An 18,821-nucleotide genomic window follows, 5' to 3' on the forward strand; every position below is an offset into this window, starting at 1 on the left:
TTCAGGCGGCCATTGACATGGTCATCTTGCTGCCGAAAAATCACCCCGAACGGCTTCGCGATCTCCCATCCATGGCATGAGTGAAAAGAGCTGCTCTTGTCGATGACATCGTTGTCCGACTCCGCCACTTCCGCCGACGCGACCGCGGAACCGCCGGGGCCGGACGGCCGGCCCCCGCTCTCTTTCGGCCAGCGCCGGCTGTGGGCGGTGTCCCAGCGCGAGGGTGCCGCCGTCACGTACAACGAGCCGATGGCGTTCCGGCTGCGGGGGCCGCTGGACCGTACGGTGCTGGGCCGGGCGCTGGACGCCCTGACGGCCCGGCACGAGGCGCTGCGGACCCGGCTGGTGCCGTGCGGGGGCGACGCGTACCAGCAGGTCGACCCGGCGGACACCGGCTTCGCGCTGGCGGTGGACGACCTGTCCGGCCGCCCGGACGCGGAGGACCGGCTCGCCGAGGTGCTGCGCCGGGAGACCCTCGTACCGTTCGACATGGCCGCCGAACCGCTGGCCCGTGGGCGGCTGGTGGTGCTCGGCCCGGACCACCACGTGATCGTGCTGACCGTGCACCACGCGATGTTCGACGGCTGGTCCCGCAGCATGATGCTGCGCGAGACCGGCGCGCTCTACGCCGCCCTGCTGCGCGGCGAGCCGGACCCGCTGCCGCCCGCCCGGTGGCAGTACACCGACTTCACCCGCTGGCAGCGGGAGTGGATGGCGGGCGCGGAACCCGCCGCGCAGGAGGAGTACTGGGCCGGAAAGCTGACCGGTGTGCCACCGCTGCTGGAGCTGCCGACCGACCGGCCGCGCCCGGCCGAGCAGGACCACTCAGGCGACCGGGTGCACCTGGAGATCGGCCCCGAGCTGACCACGGCGCTCAAGGCGGTCACCGAGGACCACGAGGGGTCGCTCTTCTCCACCCTGCTGACCGGCTGGGCGATCGTGCTGTCCCGCCTCTCCGGGCAGCGGGACCTGGCGGTGGGCACCCCCACCGCCAATCGCCGCCGAGGCGATGTCGGCGACATCATGGGCTTCGTCGTCAACACCCTCGCACTGCGCGTGGAGTTGGCGGACGCGCCGACCGGCTCGGAGTTGCTGCGGCAGGTGCGGGCCACGGTCCGGGCCGGAGTGAAGAACACCGATCTGCCCTTCGAGCGGGTCGTGGAGCTGGTCAACCCGCCGCGCAGCGCCGCGCACACCCCGCTGTTCCAGACCATGTTCGCCTGGGTTCCGCCCATGGAGGACGTGATGGAGTTGCCGGGGGTGACAGTCCGGCTGCTGCCGATGCCGTACGCCCCGGCCAAGTTCGACCTGGTCCTCGCGCTGGAGGAGGCGGACGGGCGGATCGTCGGCGATCTGGACTACGCCACCGCGCTGTTCGACCGGGAGACCGTCGAACGCCAGCTGCGCTATCTGGTCCGGGTGCTGGAGCAGCTGGCCCGGGAGCCCGGGCGGCCCGTCGCCGAGTACGCGCTGCTGGACGCGGCGGAGACCGCCGAGCTGCTGGCCGACTGGGACGCCACCGCGATCGCCCCGCGCACGGAAACAGCCGGGCTGGTCGAGCGGTTCGAGGCCCACGTACGGTCCGCTCCGGCGGCCACCGCGGTGGTGGCGGGCGACCGCCGCCTGACCTACGCCGACCTCGACCGGCGGGCCAACCGGCTGGCACACGCCCTGATCGCCCGTGGTGTGCGCCCGGACCAGGTGGTCGCGCTGCACACCGGCCGGTCGGCGGAGCTGGTGGCCGGTGTGCTCGGCATCCTCAAGGCGGGGGCCGGATGGCTGCCCCTCGACCCGGGCCAGCCCGCCGAACGGCTGGCCGCGATGGTGTCCGACGCACGGCCCGCCCTGGTGCTCACCGACCAGCGGGACGCGCCGGACACCTGGCACTCGCTGACGGCCGTCGAGGCCGAGGGCGACCGGGACGACGCGCCGGGGATCACCGTCCCGCCCTCGCATCTGGCGTACGTCATCTACACCTCCGGCTCCACCGGCCGCCCCAAGGGTGTCGCGGTCACGCGCGGCAATGTGCTGAGCCTCTTCGACCAGTGGCTGGCCCGCTTCGGCGCCACCCCGGGAGAGGCCACCTCGGCCTGGTCCAGCATCGGCTTCGACGCCTCGGTGCACGAACTGCTGCTGCCCCTGACCACGGGCGCCGAAGTGCATCTGGTGCCCGAGGATTTACGCGGTGACCCGGCAGCGCTGATGGGCTGGCTGCGCGCACACCGGGTGGTGCAGGCCTTCCTGCCACCGGCCTACGTGCGGTGGATCGACGAGGACCCGGACGGCAGGCTGGCCGGGCTGGCGCTGCGCCAGGTGCTGACCGGGGTGGAGTCGCTGCCCGAGGCGGCCCTGCACCGGATGGTGTCGGCCCTGCCCGGGCTGCGGATCTGCTTCGGCTACGGACCGACCGAAACCACGCTGTACGCCACCGCCTACACCGACCCGCGCCCGGTGGACCGGCCGTGCCCGATCGGCCGCCCGCTGCCCGGCACCCGGCTCTATCTGCTGGACGAGCGGATGCGGCCGGTACCGCCCGGTGTGGTGGGCGAGGTGTACATCGGCGGCGCGAGCGTGGCGCGCGGATACCTCAACCAGCCGGAGCTGACGGCCGAGCGGTTCCTTGACGACCCGTTCGTCCCGGGCGGCCGGATCTACCGCACCGGGGATCTGGCCCGCCGTCTTCCGGACGGCAACGCCGAATACACCGGCCGCCGCGACGACCAGGTCAAGCTGCGCGGCTTCCGCATCGAGCCGGGCGAGGTGGAGGCGGCACTGCTGGCACTGCCGGGGGTGCGGGAGGCCGCTGTACTGGTCGACCGCGACCGGGCGGGGGAACCACGGCTGGTGGCGGGCATCGGACGTGGCGAGGCGCCGTCCCGGCAACCGCACGAGTGGCGGACGGCGCTGGCCGACCGGCTGCCGGACTACATGATCCCGGCGGTCTTCGTGGAACTGCCCGGTCTGCCGCTGGGCCGCAGTGGCAAGCTGGACCGGGCGGCCCTGCTGGAGCACGCGCGGGAGGCGCTGCCCGCCCAGGTCAACACCGCGACCCCGCGCGACCACGTGGAGATGGCGCTGCACCGGATCTGGTCCCGGCTGCTGCTCCACCCCGGCATCGGCATATCGGACAACTTCTTCGACGTCGGTGGCACCTCCATCTCGGCCATCAAGATGGCCCACGCGATCGGCGAGGAGTTCGGCGAAACGCCGCCGATACGCGAGGTGTTCCGGTATCCGACCATAGAGGCGCTCGCCGAACGGCTGCGCCGGGGCGCCGCCGGGCCACCGGATACGAAGCCGGGCACGAACCTGATCGAGTTCCACGCCGGAACCGGACGGCGGCGGCTGGTGTGCGTCCATCCGGCCGGTGGCACCGCCTTCTGCTATCTGCCGCTGGCCGGGGCGCTCCCCGGGGACATCGGCGTACAGGGCATCCAGGCCCCGGGCATCGATCCGGACGAGGAGCGGCTTCCCACGGTCGAGGCGATGGCGCGGGCGTACCTGGAACTGATCGACGCCCGCCCGGACGAGTCGCTGGTGCTGTGCGGGCTGTCGTACGGCGGTCTGATCGCGCACGAGATGGGCCGGCGGCTGGCGCTGGCCGGGCACGCCCGGCTGAGCGTGGTGCTGCTCGACACCCAGGCCACCGACGACCCGGCCGCGCGGGCCGCGATCCAGCCGGTGGCGTACGAGGAGTTCGCGGAGAAGCTGGTGCGGTTCAACGGCATGTACCCGGGCATCGAAGCCGACCAGCTCACCCGGTACTTCGAGACGTACAACCACAGCCGGATGACCGCCCGTGGCCACGACCCGCGGCCGACCACCGCCCCGCTGACGCTGATCGAGGCCGCCGCGGACGGCCCGGGCGCGTCCGGCCCGCATCCGACCCGCGAGTTCTGGCGGCGGCGGGCCGGGGCCGGGCTCGCGGTGGTGCCGCTCGACTGCGGCCACTGGGATCTGCTGGAGGGAGCGCAGGTGTCGGCGGTGGCCGACGTGGTCGTCGGCGAACTGGACCGGCTGGACGCCACGGAGCCCACCCGGCAGGCCGTACCGTACGTGGCGCTGGAGCGCTCATGACGACGTTGAGCGATGGCCGGGCAACGGAGGCCACCGGTCTGGCCCACGGCGTCCATCTGCGGGCACGGCTCACCCCCGACGCGCTCGCGCTGGTGGACCAGGACCGCCGGTTCGGCTACGCGGCGCTGGACATCGCGGGCGCGCGGGTGGCCGCGGCGCTGCGCGGCCACGGGGTGCGCCCCGGCGACGCGGTCGCGGTGGGCCTGCCCCGCTCCTGGCAGCTGGTCGTGGTGGTGCTCGGCGCGCTGCGGCTGGGCGCCCGGGTGGTGCCGCTCGACACTCAGAGCCCGCCGGAGCGGCAGGCGCACATCCTGACGGACTCGGACAGTGTCGTGCTGGTGCACGGCGCCACGCCACCGGAGGGCATCCCGGACACCGTGCGTCCGCTCCCGGCGGCGCGGCTGCTGGACGCCTTGGCGGACCGCGCCACGTCGGTGGACATCTTCCCGGAGCGGCCCGCCGGGCTGGTCCTCTACACCTCCGGCACCACCGGCCGCCCGAAGGGGGTGGAGTTGCCGGAGGCGGGTGTGATGCGGATGGCACGGCCCGGCTGGCTGCCCCTGGAGCAGGGGGCACGGTTCGCCTGCCTGTCGAACCCGGCCTTCGACGCCATCAACTTCGAGATGTGGACACCACTGCTGACCGGCGGTTGCTGCGTGGTGCTGCGCGACGAGGACGTACAGTCGCCGCACCGGCTCGCCGCCACGCTGCTGCGGGAGCGGATCGACACGCTGTTCGTCACCACCGCGCTCTTCCAGGCCGTGGTGGACACCGTGCCCGTGTGCTTCGCCGGTGCGCGGCGGGTGCTGGTCGGTGGCGAGCAGCTCAACCCGGCCGTGGTGCGGCGCTGGTATCGGCACAACCACGGCGGCGGCACGGTGCTGCACAACATCTACGGCCCCACCGAGGTGTGCACGTTCTCGCTCGTTCACCCGATCCCCCGCGACTTCGACGCGGATGTGGTGCCGATCGGCCGTCCGCTACCGGACACCGGGGCGCTGCTGGTGGTACCGGGCTCCGAACGTGTCGCCGAACCGGGCGAGGTGGCCGAGCTGCTGCTGTCCGGGCCGGGCGTGGCGACCGGCTACCGCAACCTGCCGGAGGAGACCGCCCGGCGGTTCGTCCGGCTGGACTGGTACGACGGCGGCCGGGAGCGCTACTACCGCACCGGTGACCTGGTACGGGCCGACGCCGACGGCGCGATCAGCTATCTGGGCCGGGCGGACCGGCAGGTGAAGGTGCGCGGCTTCCGCATCGAACCGGCCGAAGTGGAACGGCGCATCGCGGCGCACCCGGCGGTCCGGCAGGCGTACGTGTGCACCCGGGAGCATCCGGAGACCGCCGGACACGAGCTGCTGGCCTACCTGGTGGCCGGGGCGGAGCTGGACTTCGAGGAGTTCGACCGCCACCTGACGTCCGCCGTACCGGCCTATATGCGGCCGCACCGGGTGTACCGGGTGGACGCGCTGCCGTTGACCGGCAACGGCAAGGTGGACCGGGCCGCGCTGTTACGGCGTGCGGACCGCCCGTGGCAGCGCTCCGCCGACGCCGCCGCCAGCCCGGCCACGATGGCCACCGCACGGCAGCGCGAAGTGCTGGAGCTGGCCGGGGCGGTGCTCGGCACCTCGGGGCTGCGCCCCACGGACCGGTGGATTTCCAGCGGGGGCGACTCGCTGCGGGCGCTGCGGCTCCGGTTCGAGATCCGCCGCCGCTGGGGGTGCGAACTGGGCCAGGCGGAGGTGCTGCACGCCGACTTCGCCGCCATCGCCGAGGCGATCGACCAGGCCAGCACGGGTACGGGGGCCGGACCGCGCTACCCGGTGCCGGGCCCGCCGTCCGGCGCCGCCCGTGGTCCGGCCACCAGCGAACAGCAGCGGCTGTGGCTGCACCACCGGCGCTTCCCCGGTTCCCGTGGCTACACGGTGGGCCAGGCGCTCCGGCTGGACGGCCCGGTGGACGGCGCCGCACTGCGCCGGGCCCTGTGCGGGCTGGTGGCCCGGCATCCGGCGTTGCGTACGGGGTTCGAGGCGTCGCCGGACGGTCTGCTGCAGGTGGTGGGCGAGCCGTACGACCCGTGGGCCGAGCCGGAGGCCGTGGCGCTCACCGGTGTGAAGGCCGTGGCCGCCTTCGCCGACCGGTTCTTCGCCGAGCCACACGATCTGGCACGCCCGCAGATGTTCGCCGCCTGCTGGCTACCTGACGCAGACGGCGGGACGCTGCTGCTGCGGCTGCACCACATCGCGGTGGACGGCTGGTCGTTGACCGTGCTCTTCCGCGACCTGTCGGCTGCCTACGCCCAGGCGCTGACGGCACCGGACACCACACTCCCGGGGTCATCCCCGGCGCCGACCCCGCTGGACCACGCCACCTGGCAGACGCGGTGGTTCGCCACGACCGGGTACGAGGCGCTGCGCACCGGGCTGCGCGAGCGGTGGACCGCCGAGGAGGAGCCGGACGAACCGCTGCGCCCGGTCCGCGCCCGCCCGTACCCCGAGGGCCGGTTGCTGCACACCGCGCTGGCCCCGGACCACCGCGCCACCGTGGACCGGCTCTGCCGCGAACTGGAACTGAGCCGCTTCGAGTTGCTGCTCGGGGTGTTCGCCTGGGGCCTGTACGCGGTCACCGGCCGCACCCGGCCACGCATCGCCACACCGGTGGCGGGCCGCCCTGTGCAGGAGTTCGAGTCGAGCGTCGGGATGTTCGCCAACACCGTGCCGCTGCCTGTGGCCGTCGCGCCGCGCGGCGAGTTGCGCGCCGAGCTGCTGCGGCTGGGCGCGGCGGTGCGCGACACCCTGGAGTGGCAGGACGTGTCGCTCGCCGATGTGCTGGACGACCGTGGCCACCCGGCTGGGCACAGTCCGTTCGATGTGCTGTTCGTGCTGGAGAACACCGACTTCGGCGCGCTGGAGCTGCCCGGGATCACCGCCCGGCCGGTGTGGCGGGCACCGGCCGAGGCCAAGGTGCCGCTGACCGTCTCGCTGGTGGAACACCCGGACGGCTTCGACTGCCTGTGGGAGTACGCGGCCGACCACTTCGCGGCCGACGAGATCGAGGCCATGGACCGGCTGTTCCGTACCGGCCTGGACCTCCTCGCCACCGGCCGGTCCGGTACGCCCGCCGAGGTGGCGGCCCCGTACCGGCGCGGGCTGCCGGAGTTCGGGCGCGGCGCCGAGCCGTCCGGCGGCTGGGCGACGGTGGCCGAGGGCTTCGCCGCCCAGGTCGCCCGGACCCCCGACGCGCCCGCCCTGATGACGGCGGACGGCCCGGTCGGCTACGCACAGCTGGACCGGTGGGCGGCGGCGCTCGCCGGGGAACTGCGGGCCGCTCACCCCCTGGCGGCCAACGGCGAGCGTCATGTGGCGCTGTTTCTGGAGCCGTCGGTGGAGCACGTGGTGGCGCTGCTGGCGCTCGCCCGGCTCAACTGGACCGCGGTGCCGCTCGACCCGGCCTACCCGGCCGAACCGCTGCGGCAGATCCTGCGCCAGGTCGACCCGGTGTGCGTCCTCCTCGCACCGGGCGGCGAGGCGGCGTACGACGAGGTGGCGTGCGACGGGGCGGCGTACGACGGGGTGGACACGGGCGGCGGCACGGTACGCCGGACCATCACCCTGGCCGAAGGCGAGCCGGACAGCGCACCGCCGCCACCGCACGCCGGGCGTCCGCTGTACACACTCTTCACCTCCGGCTCCACCGGCACACCCAAGGGTGTCCAGGTCTCCGACCACACGCTGACCAACCTGCTGCACTGGCAGGCGTCCGAGGGCGGTCTCGGCACACCGGCCGTGACCCAGCAGTTCTCCATGCTGTCGTTCGACGTCTCGTTCCAGGAGATCTTCACCACCCTGTGCGGTGGCGGCACCCTGCACCTCATACGCCCCGGCTGGCGGCAGGACATCCCGGCGCTGCTCGACCAGCTGGAGTCGGCCGGTGTGGAGCGCGTCTTCATGCCGTACGTGGCGCTGCAACTGCTCGCCGAACACGCCGTCCACCTGGGCCGCTATCCGTCGCGACTGCGCGAGGTGGTCACCGCGGGCGAGCAGTTGGTGTGCACCGACGCCATCCGCCGGTGGTTCGCCGGACTGCCGGGTGCCCGGCTGTTCAACCACTACGGGCCGACCGAGACCCACGTGGTCAGCGCCCTGAGCCTGGCGGGCGACCCGGCGCACTGGCCGGAGCGCCCGGCCATCGGCACCCCGGTGGCCGGGGCGCTGCTGCGGGTGGTCGACCGGGCCGGTGAGCCGCTGCCCCCGGGCTGCGTCGGTGACCTGCTGATCGGCGGCACCATGGTGTCCCGCTGCTATCTGGGCGACGGCACGCTCAACCGGGAGCGCTTCACCGAACTGCCGGGTACGGACGGCCTGTTCTACCGCAGTGGCGACCGGGCCGCCTTCGGCCACGACGGGCTGCTGCACCACCACGGCCGGGACGACCAGCAGATCAAACTGAGCGGCCACCGGCTGGAGCTGGGCCAGGTGGAGGCGGCGCTGCTGCGCCATCCGAAGGTGGCGGGCGCGGTGGTGGTCGCGGAGGGCGGCGGGCTGACCGCCTGCCTGGAGTACCGCGGTGACGCCCCTTCGGCCCGGGAGCTGGACGGCCACCTGGCGCCGCTGCTGCCACCGCACGTACGGGTCGACCGGTTCCGTCGACTGGAGTCGCTGCCGCGCACCCCGAGCGGCAAACTGGACCGCCGGGCGGCACCGCGCGCCCCGGGCGAGGAGCTGCGGCGCGCTCCGGCCGATGGTCAGCGGCTCTCGGAGCGGGAGGCCGAACTGACCGCCGCCTTCGAGGCGGTGACCGGTGTGCCCATCGGCCCGGACCAGACGTTTTTCGAGGCCGGTGCGTCCAGCCTGGGGCTGATGCGTTTCCACCTGCGGTGCACCACCGCGCTCGGGGCGCGGTTCGAGATAGCGGACCTGTTCGAGCATGTGACGGTACGTGCGCTGGCGCGCTTCCTGGACGACGGTACGGCGCCGGGCCCGGCCTCCGTGGCCGCGCGTCCCGCCGAGGTGGCGGGCCCGGTCCACACTGCGGGCCACGAGCCCATCGCGGTGGTCGGGATGGCGGTGCGCGTGGCGGGCGCGCCGGACCTGCGGGCCTTCTGGGAGCTGACCCGTAGCGGCGGCCGGGGCATCGAGTACTTCGACGCCCCGGACGGGCTGGTGGGAGCCCGCAGCCAGCTGGACGGGCCGCTCGACTTCGACCCGGAGCACTTCGGCATCAGCCGCCAGGAGGCCCGGCTGATGGACCCGCAGCAGCGGCACACGCTGATGACCTGCGTCGAGGCGCTGGCACACGCCGGTATCGCGGACACCTCGGCGCTGCGGGTCGGGCTGGTGGCCGGTGCGGGCGAGAACACGTACTTCCAGGCCATGCTGCGGCAGACCGGCCCGGACCGGTTGCCGGACGGCTTTCAGCTCGCGCTGCACCACGAGAAGGACTTCCTGGCCACCAAGGCCGCCTACCACCTCGATCTGACCGGCCCCGCCTTCAGCGTGCAGGCGGCGTGCGCCAGTTCACTCTTCGCGGTGCATATGGCCGCCGGGCTGCTGCGGCAGGGCGACGCCGATGTGATGCTGGCGGGCGGGGTGCTGGTGGACACCGGGCTGAGCGATGGCTACCGCTACAAGCCGCAGCACATCTTCTCGATGGACGGGCACTGCCGCCCGTTCAGCGACGACGCCACCGGCACCGTGGGCTCCAGCGGGGTCGGCATGCTGGTGCTCAAGCCGCTGCGGCTGGCCCGCGAGGCCGGGGACACGGTGTACGCGCTGGTCACGGGGTCGGCGGTGAACAACGACGGCTCGGACAAGCTCGGTTACAGCGCCCCCTCCCTCTCCGGCCAGCGCGAGGTGATCCGTACCGCCCTGCGCCGCAGCGGCCGCACCGGCGCCGACCTCGGCTACGTGGAGGCGCATGGCACCGGCACCCGGCTCGGCGACCCGGTCGAAGTGGGCGCGCTGCGCCAGGCGTTCGAGGTGGCGGAGTCCGGCCGTACGGCGCTCAGCTCGGTCAAGAGCCAGATCGGCCACCTGGGCGCGGCGGCCGGTGTGGTCGGTCTGGTCCGGGCCGCGCTCTGTGTCCACCACGGCCTGATCCCGCCCACGCTGGACTTCCGTGCCCTCAACCCGCAGCTCGGCCCCGACCCGACGCCGTTCTACGTACCCACCGAGGCGCTGCCCTGGCCCGCCGACCGGCCACGGGTGGCGGCGGTCAGCAGCTTCGGTATCGGGGGCGCCAACGCGCACGCGGTGATCGAAGCGGGCGAGCCGGGACGGCCTCCGGTCGAAGCGCCGCCCTGCCTGCTGCTCTCCGCCTCCAGCGAGGCGGCGCTGCGCGCCGACGCGGACCGGATCGCCGCCTATCTCGCGGAGCGCCCGGAGGCGTACCCGGCGGTGCTGCGGCATCTCCAGGCCGGTCGCCCGGCCCGTCGCTGGCGGATGGCGGCGGTCTGCCCGGACCCGGGCTCGGCGGTGCGGTGGCTGCGTACCGCGAGTGGCATTGAGGTGGAGCCGGGTACCGAGCCGGTCCCGGTGGCGGACCGCGACGCGCCGCGGTTGGTCGCCGACTGGCTGGCCGGGGAGCGGATCGACTGGCCGACGGGCCCGGCGCAGGCGCCGTGGGACTTCCCTCCGCCGTCCTTCGCGCGGGCGGAGTACGCCATGGCACGGGCGGCGGACGGGTCAGCCCCGGGCCGCATAGCGCCGTCCGGTGTCGCCCCGACCGTTGCCGTCCCGGGCATCGCCGCACCGCCCGGCGCCGCGTCGGCCGGGACCGCGTCGACCGTTGCCATTCCAGGGATCGCGGCTCCACCCGGCGCCGGGCCGACCAGGACCGCCGCGACCGTTGCGGCACCGCCCGGGACCGCCGCAACCGAGGGCGCCGCGATCGTTGCGGCACCGCCCAGTGCCGCGTCGACCGGGGCCGAGTCGCACGGCGCCACCGCCGTTGCCACCCCGACCGGGACCGCCACGACCGGGGCCGCCACCACCGGTGGCGAGCTGACCAAGGCCGCCTGGCCTGCCCGGGTGGCCGAAAAGCGGTGGCTGCACCAGCCGCACTGGGTGCGGTTCCGCCGGGCGGGCGCCACCGGCCCGGCGGCCGCCTCCCGTCCGCTGGTCCTGGTCACGGACGGCCCGGCCGACCCGGAGGAGGTACGGGCGCTGCGCTCGGTCCGTTCCCGGGTGGTGCTGGTGGCCGCCGGGGGCGGGTTCGCCCGGCGCAACGACAGTTCGTACCTGGTGGACCCGGCCGACCCGGCCTCGCTCGGCGCGCTGCTGGACGCGCTGGACGGGCTGGGCGCCGTGGACTGGCTGCACACGCTGCCGCTGGGCGTGACCGGCCCGGTCGACGGCGACCGGCTGGACCGGGCCCGCTGGGCCTGCCTGGACGCTCCGGCCGCGCTGATCCAGGCGGCGGCCGGACGGACCGGTCTCACACCGCGCCCGGTGTGGCTGTCGTACCGGGCCCGGCCGGTGGACGGACCCGTGGACCGGCCCGAGTTGGCGCTGCTGGCCGGGGTCACCGAGGTGGCGCCGCAGGAGGGCGCCGCCGCCGGGCTCTGGGTCGACCTCCCGGCCGCCGCGCCGACCGGCTGGGCGGCGCCGCTGGCCGCGCTGCTGGCCACCGACGAGCAACTGCCCACCCATCTGGCGCTGCGTCACGGCTACTGGTGGCGGCAGGACACGGTGCCGCTACCGGCGCCCAGCGAACGCCCCGTGGTCCCGGCCGCGCCGGACACGGTCCACCTGGTGCTGGGCGGCACCGGCGGCATCGGCGCCACGATCGCGGGCTGGCTGCTGGAGCGGACCGCCGGGCGGGTGCTGCTGCTGGCCCGGCGGCCGGAGCTGCCGGACGCGCTGACGCCATGGGCCGACCGGATCGAGCTGGTCGAGGCCGACCTGACCATCCACTCCCCCGTTCGGCTCGCCGCCGTCGTCGCCGACCGTACGGGGCGGCTGGACACCGTGGTGCACGCGGCGGGCGCGGCAGCGGGCGGGCTGATCGCGCGCCGCGACCCGGCCGTGGCGCGCGCCGGATCGCTCGCCAAGCTGCACGGCGCGCTGCTGGTGGAGCGCCTGGCCGAGCGGTTCCGGCCGCAGCTGGCCGTCTACTGCTCCTCCATGGCCGGGACGCTGGGCGGGGTCGGCCAGCTCGACTACGCCGCGTCGGCCGGGGTGCTGGACGCCTTCGCCCACCACGAGCCGCCCACGCCCGATGGCGGTGGGGCAACGCTCCGGCTGGCCATCGGCTGGGACGTGTGGCGGGAGGCCGGGATGGCGCTGCGGGCACCGGCCGCGGACGTACGCCACCAGGCCCATCTGGCGGTGGGGCTGACGCTGGAGGAGGGCCGTCGCACCCTCGCCCGGGCGCTGGCCGCGCAACTGCCGCAGGTGCTGGTCTCCACCACCGAACTGACCACCTCCCGCGCCTTCTACGCAGGGCCCGCGCCCGCGCCGGACGCCGAACCCGTGGAGTACGCAGACGAACCGGCGGTGCTGCTCGGCGACTGGCTGTGCGAGTGGCTGGGGCTGGACACCCTCGACCCGGACGCCTCGCTGTACGACCTGGGCGCCGACTCGCTGACCCTGCTGGACCTCATCGGCGAGATGAAGCGCCACTTCGACGTGGAACTCGATCTGGCCGAGCTGAGCCACCAGGTCTCGCTGGCCGAGGTGCTGACCCTGCTGGACCGGGAGCGCGGTGGCACAGCCGGGGCAGCCGATGTCGTCACCCTCGACGTGTGGCAGCAGGGCACCGGGACGGAGGTGCTGTGCCTGGTGCACCCGGTCGGCGGGGACATCCAGGCGTACCGCGCGCTGGTCGCGGGGATCGATCCACGGCTGACCGTGGCGTTGATCGCCGACCCGGCGCTGCGCCGTCCCGGCGGCCCGGAATGGACCATCGGTGAACGGGCCCGCCACTACCACGCGGCGCTGGAGGCGCGTTTCCCGGCCGCCGGGTGGCACCGGCAGCTGGCCGGGTGGTCGTTCGGCGCCTGGGTCGCCGTCGGCATGGCCGCCGAGGCGGAGGCGGCCGGGCGGCCCGTGGACACGCTCCATCTGCTCGACCCGCCGCCACCCGGTTCCGGTCCGCTCTACCAGACGTACGGCGAGGGCGAGTTGCGGACCCTCTTCGCGCACGAACTGGGCCTCGGTGGCGACGGCCCGGACGGCGACGTGGCCCGGGAGTACGCCGACCGGCTCACCCGGTGCTGCCTGGCCAACCTCCGCGCCATGGCCGACCACCGGCCACCGCCGCTGGCCACCACCCCGGCCCGGGTGTGGCTGGCCCGGCTCCCGGTGGCGGGCCTGCCGCCCCTCGGCTCCCCCGAGGAGCAGCGCGAGCTGTGGCGGGCCCAGCTGGCCGCGCCGAGCGACTGGCACGAGGTGGAGACCACCCACTACGGACTGGTCCGCCCGCCCCATGTGGCGGCGGTGACGGCCGAGGTCAACGCCGTCCACCGCGCGGTGGCCGATCAGCGCTGACCGCCCGCACCATCCGCCGTACCCAGCAGGGAGAGCCATGGAAGCGTACGAACTCGACGCCATCAAGCGGATCACCACCCGGCCACAGCACACGTACCGGAACATCGAGGTGGCGCCGCTCACCCCGGTCATCGGTGCCGAGGTCTCGGGTCTGGACCTCACCCGGGAGCTGACCGACGAGCAGCTGGCCGAGGTCCGGCGCGCCTTCCTCGACCACCATGTGCTGGTCTTCCGAGGCCAGGACATCAGCGTCGACGACCACAAGCGGTTCGCCCGCCACTTCGGCGAACTCCGCCCGGTCAACCCGCCGCCACCGGAGGGCGACCCGTACGTCCTGGAGATCCGCACCAGCGCCGAGGCCAGCAACGTGGCGGGCAACGGCTGGCACGCCGACGGCACCGCGGACCAGGAGCCGTCGCTCGGCTCGATGCTGCACATCATCCGGACGCCGGAGCCGGACTGCGGCGGCGACACCCTGTTCGCCAACATGCATCTGGCCTACGACATGCTCTCCCCCACGCTGCGCGCCATGCTGGACGGGCTGACCGCGCTGCACGACGGCGGGCTGTCGCTCAAGGGGTACACCCTGCCGCCGGACTACGTGGCGCCGACATCCGAACACCCGCTGGTGGTCCGGCACCCGGAGACCGACCGCCCGGTCCTGTACGTCAACCCCGCCTACACCGACCGCATCCCGCAGCTGTCGGCCGACGAGAGCCGGGCCGTGCTGGACCTGCTCTTCAAGGTGGTCGCGGAACGCCCGCTGCTCTTCTGCCGGGTGCGCTGGGAGCCCCACACCCTGGTGTTCTGGGACAACCGCTGCGTCCAGCACCACGCGGTCTACGACTACTACCCGCACACCCGCTACGGCCGCCGGGTGGCGATCAACGGCGGCCCGCTCAAGAGCTGAGCCCGCCTACGGCGAGGAGAGAGTTCCGGATGCGTGTGGTGCTGTCGGCGTACGGGTCGCGCGGGGACGTCGAACCGATGGCCGCGCTCGCGGTGCGGTTGCGCGCGCTCGGCGCGGAGGTGCGGGTGTGCGCGCCACCGGACGCGGAGTTCGCCGAGCTGCTGGCCGGTGTCGGCGTACCGCTGGTGCCGGTCGGCGAGCCGGTGCGTCCGCTGATGCACGGAGTGGCGCCGCCCTCGGCGGCGGATCTGTCCCGGCTCCGTGTGGAGCTGGTGGCCGCGCAGTTCGGCACCCTCGCCTCGGCGGCCGAGGGATGCGACGCGCTGGTGGCGGCGGGGATGGCACAGGTCGCCGCGCGGTCGGTGGCCGAGAAGCTGGGCATCCCGTACGTGTACGTGAGCTACCAGCCCATCGCCCTGCCGTCGCCGCACCACCCGCCACCGCCACGGGAGGGCCTGCCGTTCCCACCGGACGTCACCGGCAACCGGGCGCTGTGGGACCTGGACGCCCGGCACCTCAACGAGCTGTTCGGCGTGGCGCTGGGCACCCAGCGCGCGGCGATCGGCCTGCCACCGGTGGACGACGTACGCGGCCATGTGTTCACCGGCCGCCCGTGGCTGGCGGCGGACCCCGTCCTGGGCCCGTGGCGGGAGACGGCGGGCCTCACCGTCGTACAGACCGGTGCGTGGGTCCTGCCGGACGAACGCCCGCTCCCGGCAGCGCTGGAGGCGTTCCTGGACGCCGGAACACCGCCGGTGTACGTGGGCTTCGGCAGCATGCGCGCCCCGCAGGACGTGGCCCGGGTGGCCGTCGCGGCGGTCCGCGCGCAGGGCCGCCGCGTCCTCGTCTCGCGCGGCTGGGCGGACCTGGACCCGGACCTGGACCTGACCGACGAGCGGGCGGACTGCCACGTCGTCGGCGAGGTCAACCTGCGGGCCCTGTTCCCCCGGGTGGCCGCCGTCGTGCACCACGGCGGCGCGGGCACGACGGCGGCGGCCGCCCGGGCCGGTGCGCCGCAGGTGGTGGTACCGCAGATGGTGGACCAGCCGTACTGGGCGGGCCGGGTGGCCGCGCTCGGCATCGGCGCGGCACACGACGGCCCGGTCCCGACCACCGCGTCCCTGTCCGCCGCGCTCAGGACGGCGCTGGCCCAGGGGACCCGCGCACGGGCGGCCGCCGTGGCCGCCACGGTCCGCACCGACGGAGCGGCGGTGGCCGCGCGACTGCTGCTCGACACGGTCGCCCAGGGAAGGCGGCCCAAGTCCGCGTAAATCACGCGTGAGGGGTGGCAGTGGTCCGCTAACCTCGCGAGGTTGTCCGCCGCGCCCAGCAGGAGGAGACCGCCATGGCCCAGCCCTTCCCGCCCACCGAACCGGACGCACAGGGACTCCTCGACGTCGGCGACGGCCACCGGATCCACTGGGAGATTAGTGGCAGCCCCGAGGGGAAGGCGGCGCTGTGCGTGCACGGCGGTCCCGGCAGCGGCGGGCGCCGTGGCAGCCGCACGCTGTTCGACCCCGAGGTCTACCGGGTCGTCCTGTTCGACCAGCGCGGCTGCGGTGAGAGCAGGCCGCATGCCTCCGACCCGGCGGTCGGTCTCGAACACAACACCACCCACCACCTCATCGCCGACATGGAGCGGCTCCGCGAACACCTGGGCATCGAGCGCTGGCTCCTCCACGGCGGCTCCTGGGGCTCGACGCTGATCCTGGCCTACGCGGAGCGCTACCCCGAGCGGGTCTCCGAGATCGTCATCGCGGGCGTCACCACGACCCGGCCGGAGGAGACCGACTGGCTCTACCGGGGCGTGGGACGCCTGCTGCCCGGCCCCTGGGAGGCGTTCCGTGACGCGCTGCCACCGCCGGAGCGCGGCGGCGATCTCGTGGCCGCCTACGACCGGCTGCTGAACAGCCCGGACGAGGCGGTCCGGGTCAAGGCGGCCCGGGACTGGTGTGCGTGGGAGGACGCGGTCATCGCCCACGAGGTGCTCGGCAGTCCGGGCTACTACAGCGACAAACCCGACGACGCGCTGATGGCCTTCGTACGGATCTGCGCGCACTACTTCGCCCACGACGCCTGGCTGGAGGACGGGCAACTGCTGCGGGACGCGCACCGGCTGGCGGGGATCCCGGCGGTACTGATCCATGGGCGGCTCGACCTGGGCAGTCCGCTGAAGACCGCGTGGGAGCTGGCCAAGGCGTGGCCGGACGCGGAGTTGAAGGTGATCGACGATTCGGGGCACACGGGCAGTCCCGCGATGCGGGACGCGATCCTCGAAGCCATCGCCCGTTTCGGAAGACAGCCCAATTCGGGAGACAACGGCAGCAACTGGCCCCCAACGCACCCCTCGGGACTACCCGAATCCCGCCCAGTAGGTTAGGTTAGGCATACCTAAGTCGTTCGCTTGGTGTCCGCCCTATCCGCGCCTGGAGCCCCCGGATGCGTCCTTTCGCCCCCCGCCCCACTACCCCGACCGCCGCCGAGCGAGTCCGGTCGATCCTCGCCGCCGCCCACTCAATGTCGGTGGTGAGCGACGGAACCAGCACCGAAGTGCGCCGTCTCGACGGCACGGGGGCGATGGGCCACTTCCACCTCCACCCGCCGTTCGAGGGCACCCCGGGCGCCCAGACCACGATGCGCGTGCCGGTCCGGCTGGAACTCACCGACATCGCCCCCACGCCCGTACGCGACCGCCTCCGCGCCCGCGTCACGGTGACCGGGCTGCTGTCCGCCCCGTACGACGCGGAGTCCACGGAGAGCACCTGCCTGGAGTTCGGCCAGGCGGTCCTCGAAAGCGCCGACGGGCGCGACTACGTCACCCTCCACACCCTCCAGGCGGCACCGCTCGACCCCATCGCGACCAGCGAGGCGAGCATGCTGACCCACCTCGTGGACGACCACAGCGAACTCGTCCCGCTGCTGCTGCGCCTCATCCACCCGCACCCGGAGAAGGGCATGGTGCGCGCCCTCCCGGTGGCGATGGACCGCTACGGCCTCACCCTGCGCCTCGAATACTCCCGCACCCACCACGATGTGCGGCTGCCGTTCAAAACCGCCGTGACCGACATCAACCAGGCCGGACCGCAGATCCACGCCCTGCTGACCACGGCGCGCCGCCTCTCCCACACGGGCAACCTGCTGGCCTGAGCCACCGGCGCGTCAACCGGCTTCGGTGCGGTGGCCGCTCATCACGGCCAGGCTCTCATCGCGGATGGGCTGTGAGGTGTCGCGGTCGGGGCGGTAGGGGGCCAGGGCGGGTTCGGGGGTGGCGGTGGTGAGTTCCCCGGCGGCGAGGGCGGCCAGGAGCGGGGCGAGGGTGACACCGCTGTGGGTGGCGATGGTGTAGAGGCCGGGTGCGTCGAGGTGCGGGCCGACCAGGGGAAGGCCGTCTTCGGGAACGGGGCGGACGCCGATCCGGGTGCCTGCCAGGGCGCGGAAGGCGGGCAGGATCTCGGCGCACCGGCCGAGGAGATCCGCCTCGGGCGGCACCTGGGTGGCCGGGGTCGGGGCGAGGAGGGCGTCGACCGGCCAGGAGATGGCGCAGACCCGGTTGCCCGGGGCGGGGCGCAGATCGACGCCGGGGGTGGCGACGATGGCGCGCAGCGGCTCGGCGAGGGGTACGGACTCGCCCACCAGACCGGGGATCTGGCGCAGCGGCAGCCGTATCCCGGCCAGTGCGGCGATACGTCCGGCGTCGGGTCCCGCGCAGTTGACGACGTGGTCGGCCTCGAAGTGGCGGCCCCGCGCCTCGGCGCCGCGCACCCGTTCACCATCCCGCAGCAGGGCGGTGACGGGAGTGTCGTAGCGGATGTCGGCGCCCAGGGCCGCGGCCCGGTCGAGGAGGGTGCGCGCGAGGAGGGGGGCCTCGTACCAGGTGGCGTCGTCGTGCACGACGAGTTCGGTGGCGCGGCAGGAGGCGGGGGCGACGGCGGGCGCGAGCGTGCGCAGTTCGCCGGGGTCCGCGGTGCGGCAGGGGTGTCCCCAGTCGGCCAGCCGCTCGGCCCGCGCGCGGAGGGTGCGCTGTTCCTCCTCGGTGTGGCCCCACTGGACGAGCGGTGCGCGGTGGCGCCAGCCGGGGGCTCCGGTGCGGGCGTGGACCTCCTGCTCCAGTTCCCGGTGGAGCGCGGCGCTGCGCTGGTTGAGCAGGAAGTAGGAGTGGGGGGTCTTCAGGTGGGTGACGTCGATGGAGAAGGTGGCGCTGGAGGTGCCCGGGGTGGGGCCGCCCGCGTCGAGCACGGTGACGCCGACGCCTGCCTCGGCCAGGCGGTGGGCGGTGGCGGCGCCGATCACTCCGGCGCCGATGACGAGGGCACGGGTCATGGAGACTCCTTCGGTGGCTTGCGGAGGGT

The 18,821-nt window shown here is 74.2% G+C and carries 7 protein-coding genes; 6 read left to right on the plus strand and 1 reads right to left on the minus strand.

Translation table 11 applies throughout. The features are described from left to right. Positions 1 to 102 precede the first annotated feature (102 nt). The 6 genes from ACFV9T_RS09545 (at position 103) to ACFV9T_RS09570 (ending at position 17,619) form a co-directional block, all read left to right on the plus strand. On the plus strand, positions 103 to 4,077 hold the full coding sequence (locus ACFV9T_RS09545) for an amino acid adenylation domain-containing protein (RefSeq protein ID WP_385437940.1): 3,975 nt from the start codon (positions 103 to 105) through the stop codon (positions 4,075 to 4,077). Beyond that, positions 4,074 to 13,562, plus strand: a complete 9,489-nt coding sequence (locus tag ACFV9T_RS09550; RefSeq protein WP_385437942.1) for an amino acid adenylation domain-containing protein — start codon at positions 4,074 to 4,076, stop codon at positions 13,560 to 13,562. Before ACFV9T_RS09545 ends, ACFV9T_RS09550 begins: the two co-directional genes overlap by 4 nt. A 37-nt stretch (positions 13,563 to 13,599) precedes the next feature. Then, positions 13,600 to 14,472, plus strand: coding sequence for a TauD/TfdA dioxygenase family protein (locus ACFV9T_RS09555; protein ID WP_385437944.1), 873 nt, complete (start codon positions 13,600 to 13,602; stop codon positions 14,470 to 14,472). A gap of 29 nt (positions 14,473 to 14,501) precedes the next feature. Further along, entirely contained in the window at positions 14,502 to 15,743 is a 1,242-nt protein-coding gene (locus tag ACFV9T_RS09560) for a glycosyltransferase (RefSeq protein WP_385437947.1), read from the plus strand. Positions 15,744 to 15,817: 74 nt separating this feature from the next. Beyond that, positions 15,818 to 16,852 carry a prolyl aminopeptidase gene (gene pip / locus ACFV9T_RS09565; protein ID WP_385437949.1) on the plus strand — a complete coding sequence of 345 codons (1,035 nt, stop codon included), beginning with the start codon at positions 15,818 to 15,820 and terminating at the stop codon, positions 16,850 to 16,852. 59 nt (positions 16,853 to 16,911) lie between these two features. Beyond that, entirely contained in the window at positions 16,912 to 17,619 is a 708-nt protein-coding gene (locus ACFV9T_RS09570; RefSeq protein WP_385437952.1) for a DUF2470 domain-containing protein, read from the plus strand. A gap of 12 nt (positions 17,620 to 17,631) precedes the next feature. Here ACFV9T_RS09570 and ACFV9T_RS09575 read toward each other — a convergent pair whose 3' ends face one another. Continuing rightward, positions 17,632 to 18,792, minus strand: coding sequence for an NAD(P)/FAD-dependent oxidoreductase (locus ACFV9T_RS09575; protein ID WP_385437954.1), 1,161 nt, complete (start codon positions 18,790 to 18,792; stop codon positions 17,632 to 17,634). Positions 18,793 to 18,821 lie beyond the last annotated feature (29 nt).

The sequence above is a fragment of the Streptomyces sp. NPDC059850 genome, assembly GCF_042731515.1.
In the GTDB taxonomy this organism is placed as follows: domain Bacteria; phylum Actinomycetota; class Actinomycetes; order Streptomycetales; family Streptomycetaceae; genus Streptomyces.

Bases quoted from the DNA above. Each gene is read 5' to 3' on its own strand.
- pip (WP_385437949.1), top strand. From the start codon at position 15,818: ATGGCCCAGCCCTTCCCGCCCACCGAACCGGACGCACAGGGACTCCTC.
- ACFV9T_RS09560 (WP_385437947.1), top strand. From the start codon at position 14,502: ATGCGTGTGGTGCTGTCGGCGTACGGGTCGCGCGGGGACGTCGAACCG.
- ACFV9T_RS09570 (WP_385437952.1), top strand. From the start codon at position 16,912: ATGCGTCCTTTCGCCCCCCGCCCCACTACCCCGACCGCCGCCGAGCGA.
- ACFV9T_RS09555 (WP_385437944.1), top strand. From the start codon at position 13,600: ATGGAAGCGTACGAACTCGACGCCATCAAGCGGATCACCACCCGGCCA.
- ACFV9T_RS09575 (WP_385437954.1), bottom strand. From the start codon at position 18,792: ATGACCCGTGCCCTCGTCATCGGCGCCGGAGTGATCGGCGCCGCCACC.
- ACFV9T_RS09550 (WP_385437942.1), top strand. From the start codon at position 4,074: ATGACGACGTTGAGCGATGGCCGGGCAACGGAGGCCACCGGTCTGGCC.
- ACFV9T_RS09545 (WP_385437940.1), top strand. From the start codon at position 103: ATGACATCGTTGTCCGACTCCGCCACTTCCGCCGACGCGACCGCGGAA.